Source organism: Achromobacter sp. 1011791174 (assembly GCF_059760925.1).
On sequence record NZ_JCBANH010000008.1, the window covers coordinates 100,093 to 107,846 of the forward strand.

Consider the following 7,754-nt stretch of genomic DNA (forward strand, 5'->3'; position numbering starts at 1 on the left):
CTCAGGAAGACTTCCTCACACGGAGGTACCACTCGCACAGCAGTCGGACCTGCTTCTCCGTGTATCCCTTCTCGACCATCCGGTCGACGAAACTCTGATGCTTGGACTTGTCCTCGGCCGATGCCTTGGCGTTGAACGAGATCACCGGCAGCAGGTCTTCCGTGTTCGAGAACATCTTCTTCTCGATCACTTCGCGCAGCTTTTCATAGCTGGTCCAGGTCGGATTGCGGCCGTTGTTGTTGGCGCGGGCGCGCAGCACGAAGTTGACGATCTCGTTGCGGAAATCCTTCGGGTTGGCGATGCCGGCCGGTTTCTCGATCTTTTCCAGCTCATCGTTCAAGGCGCTGCGATCGAAGCTCTCGCCGGTTTCCGGGTCGCGGAATTCCTCGTCCTGGATCCAGCAGTCGGCGAAGGTCACGTAGCGGTCGAAGATGTTCTGGCCGTACTCGGAGTAGGACTCCAGGTAGGCGGTCTGAATCTCCTTGCCGATGAACTCGGCGTAGCGCGGCGCCAGGTAGCCCTTGATGAATTCGAGATAGCGCCGGCGGACCTCGTCGGGATAGTCCTCGCGGCCGATGCGCTGCTCGAGCACATACATCAGGTGCACCGGGTTCGCGGCGACCTCGGTCTGGTCGTAGTTGAAGACGCTGGACAGGATCTTGTAGGCGAAGCGCGTGGACACGCCGGTCATGCCTTCATCCGTGCCGGCGTAGTCCTTGTACTCCTGCAAGGCCTTGGCCTTCGGATCCACGTCCTTCAGGCTTTCGCCGTCATAGACGCGCAGCTTCGAATAGATGCTGGAATTTTCCGGTTCCTTCAGCCGCGTCAGCACCGAGAACTGCGCCATCATGTCCAGCGTTCCCGGCGCGCAGGGCGCCGTCGACAGCGAGCTGTGATGCAGCAGCTTCTCGTAGATGCGAACCTCTTCCGACACCTGCAGGCAGTACGGGACCTTGACGATGTAGATACGGTCGAGGAAGGCCTCGTTGTGCTTGTTGTTGCGGAAGGTCTGCCATTCCGATTCGTTCGAGTGCGCCAGGATGCAGCCGTTGAACGGGATGGCCGAGAAGCCCTCGGTGCCCTTGAAGTTGCCTTCCTGCGTGGCCGTCAAGAGCGGATGCAGCATCTTGATCGGCGCCTTGAACATTTCCACGAACTCAAGCAACCCCTGGTTGGCCAGGCACAGCCCGCCCGAGTAGCTGTAGGCGTCGGGATCGTCCTGCGAATGGCGATCGAGCTTGCGGATGTCCACCTTGCCGACCAGGGACGAGATGTCCTGGTTGTTCTCGTCGCCCGGCTCGGTCTTGGCGATGGCCACCTGGCGCAACACCGAGGGATTGAGGCGCACGACGCGGAACTGCGAGATGTCGCCGTCGAATTCCTTCAGGCGCTTGACGGCCCACGGCGACATGATGCCGGTGAGGTAGCGGCGCGGAATGCCGTATTCCTTTTCCAGCGTCTCGCCGAAGCGTTCCGGATGGAACAGGCCCAGCGGCGACTCGTTGACGGGCGAGCCCTTCAGCGCGTAGATGGGGAAGCGCTCCATCAGCACCTTGAGCCGCTCGGCGATGGACGACTTGCCGCCGCCCACGGGGCCGAGCAGATAGAGGATCTGCTTGCGCTCTTCCAGTCCCTGCGCGGCATGCTTGAAGAACGCGACGATCTGCCCGATCACGTCCTCCATGCCGTAGAACTCCTGGAACGCTGGATAGCGCCGGATGGTCCGGTTGGAAAACAAGCGGGAAAGGCGCGGGTCGTTGCGCGTATCCACGACCTCGGGCTCGCCGATCGCCGCGAGCATGCGCTCGGCGGGACTGGCGTATGCCATGGGATCGCTCTTGGCCAGGTTCAGATATTCCTCGAGGGAGAGCTCTGACTCCTGCTCTCTTGCATACTGCGACTTGAAGCCTTCGACGATGTTTTGCACGGAAACCTCCTACAACACGCGAAAAAGCCATTACGACCCGACTTGTCCCCATTGTGCCTCAGTGCCATCGCAATACTTCCGTATTGCAATACAAACTCGCGATAAGCATTTTCAGCGTAGCCGTATGTTGCTTTCGCCACACATCGGCCATGAGGCGTATCGGGGTCCTTTCCAATTAGGCTGCACCCTTTGGACACTAGTTCCGTCAGGGAATGCAACTTCGGTGAATAAGTTCACTCGATCGGCTTCAGCATATCGCCGTAGTACGCGCGCAAAACGCGGCCGCATACGAAATGGTCGGCAATGATTTGAAGGGATGAGCGATATCCCATGGATTCTTATGTGCGGGAGATGTCGGTCCCGCAAGGCCCGCCATGCGATCGCGGCGAGCGGCCTGAACGTCGCGCTGCGGCTTCGTTCAGCGGCGTGCCGATGCGGCGTGAAAAAGCGCCAATCAGACAGCACGCGAATCCTAGGTGTGACGAGGGCGCGTGGCTGAGAACGGTACGAACCGCGGGCGTGGCGCCAAGTCATGCACCTATGCTAAGCCCAATTGACCGTTTTGTGGCAATTCATTTGCCGCGACCTTGCAAAAAATATCAAACGCCGTCTGTGAAAAGCACGCCAAGAACACTTCAAGAACGCGTCAGAAATGCGAGGCGCGGGGATGCTGAATGATTCGCGGACATCTGGCAGCCGGCCCGGCGGAGTGCTAATACCCATGCCGCGCGCAAGGATTGCCTGCGGCGCTAGAATCACGGCTTTGCGCAATCGCGCCCATCTCCGAAGCAGCATCAGCCGCCCATGCCATCCCGCCTGCGAAACGTGGTTCGCCGGTACCTGCCTGCCGCCCACGCGGCGCATGGCTGCGTTGCCGTCGTCCTGTGCAGCGTCCTCGTGGCGGCTTGCGGCAAGACCGATCCGGCCTTGGACAACGATGCCTATGTCTGGCAACGCCGCTGGACGCCGGCCGTGACTGCCGCGATGACTGACAGCGCCGATCTGGTGCGGGCCTGGCGCGTGCTGGCCGCCGACGTGGCCCCGGACGGCAAGTGGTCCGACGCGACGCCCGCCCTGCCGGCCCTGGCCGCCGCCGGCCGGCCCGCCATCATGGTGCTGCGCTTCGACGGCCGCGTGGACGGTTTGCGCGACGCCGAGATCCATGCGCGCATCGCGGCCTTGCGCGATTCGTGGCAACGGGCCGGCATCGCGCTGGCGGGCGTGGAAATCGACTACGACTGCGCCACCTCCAAGCTGCCGGCGTACACGCGCTTCCTTGCCGGCCTGCGGGCGCGCCTGGATCCGTCCATCCCCCTGTCCATCACCGCCCTGCCGACCTGGCTGGACAGTCCCGCGCTCGCCGCCCTGCTCGCCATCCCCGACGAAAGCGTGCTGCAGGTCCATGCCGTGCTCAGTCCGACGCGCGGACTGTTCGATGCCAAGCGCGCGCAGGCCTGGCTGGACGCCTACGCGGCGCAGACCCGCAAGCCCTGGCGCGTGGCCCTGCCCGCCTACGGCAGTCGCGTCGCCTGGGACGACGAGGGCAGGATCGCAGCGGTCGAAAGCGAGCAACCCGCGCTCATGCCTGGCGGACGCTCGGCGGAGCTGCTCGTGACGCCCGCCGACATGGCGGCCTTTGTCTCCCGCATCGAAGACCGGCGCCCGCCCGGCCTGGCCGGCATCGTCTGGTTCCGGCTGCCGACCCGTGTCGACGCGCGCGCCTGGAGCCTGCCGACGTGGCGCGCCGTGCTGGCGCGCCAGCCGCTGCGTCCGGCGCTGTCCGTCAGCGCGCAGGCCGCCGCCGGCGGCGCGCGCGACCTCATACTCGCGAACGCCGGCGATGCCGACGCCGCGCTCCCCTTCGCCGTGCGGCTGGACGGCGCCTGCGCCGCCGCCGACGGCATCAACGGCTACACGCTGGAACGCGACGGACTAGGCATCTACCTGCGTCGCGCGCAGGAAGGCCTGCTGCACGCCGGCGCCCAACGCAACATCGGCTGGATACGCTGTGAACACGAACCGACCAACCTCCATGTCCAACCCTAAGAAACTCGCAAAGGCGCTCCTGTTTGCCGGCCTCATCGGCGCCGGCGTGGTCATTGCCTGCGGCCCCGACTTCCCCGCGCAACTGCTGGACGACCGCGGCGGCACGCTGCACGCCACGCCGTCCAACTCGTTCCGCTACGAGGCGGCGCGGCTGACGCCAGCCACCGACGCGCTGCGGGCCCGCGATACCGATCCGTACTATCAGCCGCCGCAGGCATACATACCGGAAGACGACGATCCAGAACTGGACACGACTCAGCGCAACGCCATCCGCAAGATGCGCGCGCAGGCAGACGGCGACGCGGCCTACGCCGCCGGCGCTGGCGTCCCGGAAGCCGCGCGCCTGTATGCCGCCGGCGCGGTGGACTACCTGCTGGCACAGCGCGAACCGGGCGAGCTCGGCGAACAGCGGCTGGCGCGGGCGCAGCGACGCTTCCAGGCCATCCTGGCGCTGCCGGCCGCGCAGTCTGTCGCACGCAGCGTGTGGGCGTCGTACATGCTGGCTGATATCGGGGACATCTCCAACGCCGTCCACGACGATGCCGCCGCGCGGGCACAAACCGCCAAGGCCTACGAACACGCCCGCGAACTGGCCCGCGCCGGTGCGCCGGATCCGCTGGGCCTGGCCGTCGCCAGCTACGGCCAGCAGGCGCGCCTGCTGCTGACCGGCGCGCAAGGCGAGTGCAGCTATATTGATCTCCTGAACGACACCCCCTGCATGGACGCGGTTCCCGCGGCCGCGCTCAAGCAGGCCATCCGCCTGTACGCCGAACAGGCGGCGCGCGGCTCGTCCAGCGGCCATGCGTCGCTGCGCCTGCTGGCCAGCTGGGCGCTGGGCAAGCCCGAACGCGCCCGCGCCTTGATCGACGATCCCGTCTCGCAAGGGTTGTTGGTGTCCTATGCGCTGGCCCGGCTCGGCGACATCGTCGATGGCCAGCCCGACAGCGCTTTCGATGCCTACGCCAATTTCGACGCCACCGGCCAGCCCGGCCTGGCCGATTCGGCGCGCGGCGCGCCCAATGTCGAGCCCAATCCCACGCTCAAGTCCCTGGTATCGGCCCTGCAGGCGCTGGACGTACGGCAGGTGGCCAACGCCGACCGCGTCGCCGCCCTGGCCTATCGCATCGGCCGCTACGACCTGGCGCAATCGCTGGCCAGCCGGCTGGACACGGCGCTGGCCTGGTGGGTGCGCGCCAAGCTGGCGCTGCGCCAGGGCGACTCGGTCCAGGCCGCGCAGGCCTATGCCCGCGCCGCCGCCGCGTTCCCGCGCGCCGATGGCAGCCTCGACGCCGACAGCGCGGGACGCCTGCGGGCCGAACAGGGCGTGCTGACCCTGTCGCGCGGCCAATATGTCGAAGCGCTGGACCAGTTGCTGCGGGCGGGCGGCCCGCTGGACGCGGCGCGGCCCGCCGAAGAAGAGGGCTGGCCGATGACGCCCTACTGGAACGACGCCGCCTATGTCGCCGAACGCGTGCTGACGCTGGACGAACTCAAACAGTACGTGGACGCGCAGGCGCCCGCCACGCCCGCCCCCGCCCGACCCAAGGTGTTCGACCTGAAGGACGGCGACGACTACTACGGCTGGGCCCGGCAGCATCCCGTCCCGACCGCTGACCGCCTGCGCCTGCTGCTGGCGCGGCGCATGGTGCGCGAGGGCATGATCGACCAGGCGGTGCCCTATTTCCCCGCCGAGGCCGATCCGCGCTTTGCCCGCATGCGCTATGACGCGGCAGGCGTGGCGAAGCTGGAGAACGACGAATCACGCAGCCAGGCTGCCGCCTATGCGGCGGCCCTGCGCGAAGCCGGCAATGGCTGGGGCCGCACCGGACGGGCGCAGGCCTGGCACCAGGCCGGGCTGATGGCCCGTCGCCATGGCATGGAGATCATGGGCTACGAAGAAGATCCCGACTACGCGGTCTATGACGGCAGCTATACCTATGGCGCGGGCCGCAACTACTTCCTGTGGACGCAAGAGCATGGCAACGCGATTCCCGCCACGCCCGCGCAACGCGCCGAGGCCGCCCTGCCCGGTCCCTATGTCACGCAGCAGGAGCGCGAGCGCTACGCCGCCAGCGAAGCGCGGCCCTATGCCCGCTTCCACTACCGGCAGATCGCCGCCAGCCACATGATGAAGGCGGCCGACGAACTGCCGGCGCGCTCGCAGGCTTACGCGGCGGTGCTGTGCCAGGGCACGCGCTTCGTCATCAACGACGCGCCGGACGTCGCGGCGAAAATGTACCGGCGCTATGTGGAAACCGGCGCCGTCGTGCCATTCAGCGGCAGCTTCGGCCAGGAATGCGCGGAACCCGACTTCAAGGGCGCGGCCCGGTTCCACTATGTCCAGGCCTGGAAGGCCTGGGAACGGCTGCGCCACGACCATCCGGGCCGCCTGCTGGCCGCCGGCCTGCTGGCGCTGGCGGCCGCCGCTGCGGGTGTTGCGCTGTGGGTCTGGCGTTCGCGTCGCGGCGCGCGCTCGCAGGGCTGATCCGCGCTGGCGGTCAGCTCCGGGCCGGCCGCAACACCCTGTCCGGGTCGTCCTTCAGGGCCGGCCTTGCCTATGCGCTCAGCTCAGATCGGGCAAGGCCACCCGCTGCAACAGCTGCTGCCAGCTGGCCTCGACCCGCGCGCGCAGGCGCAGGTCGGGTCCGATCGCAGCCGTGTCGATGAAGGCGTAGCGCCGGGCGCCATCCAGGTGTTCCAGCAGCGGCAGGCGCACCATGCCGGCCGCGTCGCCCAGCAGCACCGGCGCCAGGTACAGCAGCAGCTCATCCACGCAGCCCGCCGATACCAGCGCGCCGCTCAGGCCCGCGCCGGCCTCGACGTGGACTTCATTGAATTGCTCCCGGGCCAGCCAACGCATCATGGCGGGCAGGTCCACCTTGCCGGCCGTCTCGCCCGGCAGGCAAACGATGCGCGCGTTGCGCTGTTCCAGGCGGCGCGCCTTGGCCGCATCCTCGCGGGCGGTGAAGACGATGACTTCCGCGCCATCGAACAGCCGCGCCGTTTCGGGAATGGCGAATCCGCCATCGACCACCGCCTTGCGTGGCTGGCGCGGCGTCTCGATACCCCGGACGTTGAGCTGCGGATCGTCCTTCAGCACCGTGCCCATGCCCGTCAGCACGACGCAGCTGCGCGCGCGCCAGCGATGGCCGTCCTCGCGCGCCTGCGGGCCGGTGATCCATTGCGACATGCCGTTATGCAACGCGCTGCGGCCATCCAGCGAAGCCGCCATCTTCATCCAGACCCAGGGCAGCCCGCGACTCATGCGGGAGATGAAGCCCGCATTGAGCGCCAGCGCTTCCTCTTGGCAAACGCCGGTGGTGACGGCGATGCCGGCGGCGCGCAGCCGCGCCAGGCCCTGGCCGTTGACCAGGGGATTGGGGTCGCCGATCGCCACCACCACGCGCGCCGGCGCGGCGGCCAGCACGGCGTCCACGCAGGGCGGGGTGCGGCCGTGATGGCTGCACGGCTCCAGCGTGACATAGAGGGTGGCGCCCGCCACCGTCTCGCCACGGGCCTGGGCATCGCGCAAGGCGCATACCTCGGCGTGCGGGCCGCCCGGCGGCTGGGTCGCGCCTTCGCCCAGCACGCGTCCGTCGCGCACGATGACGCAGCCGACCCGGGGATTGGGCGCGGTCGTGTACATGACGGTCCGCGCCAGGTCCAGCGCGCGTCGCATCCAATGTAGATCGTCGTAATCGGTGGCAGTCGTCATGCGCAGGATTGTATGTCCGCGCGGCCGCCCCCTGGGAGACCCGCGCCCGTCCCAACCCGCCGCTCC

Annotated in this window: 4 protein-coding genes; 2 read left to right on the forward strand and 2 right to left on the reverse strand. The window is 67.6% G+C overall.

All coding sequences use genetic code 11. From position 1 onward, the window contains the following. Position 1: 1 nt before the first annotated feature. Positions 2 to 1,918 carry a PrkA family serine protein kinase gene (locus tag AC6LJ5_RS05075; protein WP_498139960.1) on the reverse strand — a complete coding sequence of 639 codons (1,917 nt, stop codon included), beginning with the start codon at positions 1,916 to 1,918 and terminating at the stop codon, positions 2 to 4. Positions 1,919 to 2,731: 813 nt separating this feature from the next. Here AC6LJ5_RS05075 and AC6LJ5_RS05080 point away from each other — a divergent pair. After that, entirely contained in the window at positions 2,732 to 3,973 is a 1,242-nt protein-coding gene (locus AC6LJ5_RS05080) for a DUF3142 domain-containing protein (RefSeq protein ID WP_498139956.1), read from the forward strand. Continuing rightward, positions 3,960 to 6,458, forward strand: a complete 2,499-nt coding sequence (locus AC6LJ5_RS05085) for a hypothetical protein (RefSeq protein WP_498139957.1) — start codon at positions 3,960 to 3,962, stop codon at positions 6,456 to 6,458. Before AC6LJ5_RS05080 ends, AC6LJ5_RS05085 begins: the two co-directional genes overlap by 14 nt. A 78-nt stretch (positions 6,459 to 6,536) precedes the next feature. Here AC6LJ5_RS05085 and ribD read toward each other — a convergent pair whose 3' ends face one another. Continuing rightward, complete coding sequence (gene ribD, locus AC6LJ5_RS05090; protein ID WP_498139958.1) at positions 6,537 to 7,688, reverse strand: bifunctional diaminohydroxyphosphoribosylaminopyrimidine deaminase/5-amino-6-(5-phosphoribosylamino)uracil reductase RibD; 1,152 nt, start codon at positions 7,686 to 7,688, stop codon at positions 6,537 to 6,539. Between the last annotated feature and the right edge of the window lie 66 nt (positions 7,689 to 7,754).